The sequence below is a fragment of the Nitratidesulfovibrio oxamicus genome (genome assembly GCF_015731765.1).
In the GTDB taxonomy this organism is placed as follows: domain Bacteria; phylum Desulfobacterota; class Desulfovibrionia; order Desulfovibrionales; family Desulfovibrionaceae; genus Cupidesulfovibrio; species Cupidesulfovibrio oxamicus.
This window is the reverse complement of the sequence record NZ_VRYY01000502.1, coordinates 1-1,643: the sequence shown is the minus strand read 5'-3', so window position 1 is coordinate 1,643 and position 1,643 is coordinate 1. Positions and strand designations below refer to the sequence as shown.

Sequence of the window (1,643 nt, the reverse complement as noted above, 5' to 3'; positions counted from 1 at the left end):
CTTCCGATCTCGCGACCCGCGCGAGGCGCTGGCAGAGGCGCGCCGCCTGCTGGACGCGGGGTTCCGCGAACTCATCGTCTCCGGCGTGAACCTGCGCCAGTACGGGCGCGACCTGCCCGGCGGCGGGCCGGACTTCTGGGATATGCTGGCCTTTCTGGAACGCGAGCTTGCCCCGCAGTGGGCGGGCCGGGCGCGACTGCGCATCAGTTCGCTGGAGCCGGGTCAGCTTGGCGAGCGCGCGCTGGACGTGCTGGCCGAAAGCCGTCTGGTGGCCCCGCAGCTGCATCTTTCGTTGCAGAGCGGCAGCCCCGGCGTGCTGCGCCGCATGGGGCGGGGGCATTACCGACCCGAGCCGCTGCTGGGTTTCGTGCGCGAGTTGGCCGAGGCGTGGCCGTTGTTCGGCCTTGGCGCGGACATCCTGACCGGCTTTCCCGGCGAGACGGACGCGGAGTTTGGCGAGACGCTGGACTTCGTGGGGGCGTTGCCGCTGACCTATGCGCACGTGTTCCCGTATTCGCGCAGGCCGGGCACCCCGGCGGCGGTGATGGAGGGGCAACTGCCGCAAGAGGTGAAGAAGCGCCGGGCGGCGGAGTTGCGCGGCGCGGTGGCGGTGAAGAAGGCTGTGTTCCTGCAACGCCTGCTGGACGAACCGCAACTGCTGGTAGCCCCGGAGGGTGCGCGTGGTGTGAAGGGCGTGTGCGAGTATTATGCCGAGTGCCGGCTCACCGGCGGTCGGCGTCCGGCTGCGCAGGCGGCGCAGGGCGGAGAGCATGCAGGCTCTGGTGACCTTGTGGCTGTGCGTCCGCTGGCTGTCGAGCGTGACGGTTTGTTGGTGGAGGCTATGTAGCGATCAGGCTGTTCGTGGTTTTGAACGAATGCGGCTGCCCATCGTGCTTGTGCATGGTGGGCAGCCATTGTTTTTGCAAGGTATGCTGGGTGATGCATCAGATAGATGCGTATGGAATTGCGTGAGTGAGATTTTCCGGACAATTTCTTGCCAAGGCTCCCCGCCCACAATGGAAAAGTTGAAAGGGGAGGGGTGCGGGGAGGGGAAAAATTTCAATTTTTCCCCCCCCCGCATTCTCTTCATATTCTCTTTTCTGGTTCAGCCGTTCCCTACTTTTCCCTACTGGCCCCGCAACTGCTGCAGGGCGTCGTAGGCGGCGCGGGCGTTGTAGCTGCTGCGCACGAGGGGGGCGGAGAACACGTGGGGAATGCCGAGGGCGTGGCCATGGGCGGCGTAGCCGTCGAAGACATCGGGGTGCACGTAGCGTTCGACGGGCGGGTGGTTGCGGCTGGGCCGCATGTACTGGCCTATGGTGGCGATGTGGCAGCCCGTGGCGGCAAGGTCGGCCAGTGTGGCGCGCACCTCGTCGTCGGTTTCTCCCAGGCCCACCATCAGCCCGCTTTTGGCGATGGCCCCGGCGGCGCGCACGCGGGCCAGCAGTTCCAGGCTCTGGGCGTAGTCGGCCTGCGGGCGGATGCGCGGGTAGTGCGCGGGCGGGGTTTCCACGTTGTGGTTGATGATGTCGGGCGCGGCGTCCAGCACGGTGTCCAGCGCGGCCCGGCTGCCGCGAAAGTCGGGGATCAGCACCTCGATGGTGGCGGGCTGGCCGTTCTGTGCGGCGGGCAGGGCGCTGCGC

At 67.3% G+C, this 1,643-nt stretch carries 2 protein-coding genes; one reads left to right on the top strand and one right to left on the bottom strand.

Going from position 1 to position 1,643, the window contains the following annotated elements; all coding sequences use genetic code 11:
• Positions 1–847: radical SAM protein (locus tag FVW20_RS14585; RefSeq protein WP_196610181.1), on the top strand; the 847-nt coding region annotated here is incomplete at its 5' end.
• A 279-nt stretch (positions 848–1,126) separates the two neighbouring features.
• On the opposite strand, the gene FVW20_RS14580 is transcribed toward FVW20_RS14585, so the two are convergent.
• Positions 1,127–1,643, bottom strand: a 517-nt coding sequence (locus tag FVW20_RS14580; protein ID WP_372435006.1) for a radical SAM protein, incomplete at its 5' end; no start/stop codon positions are given.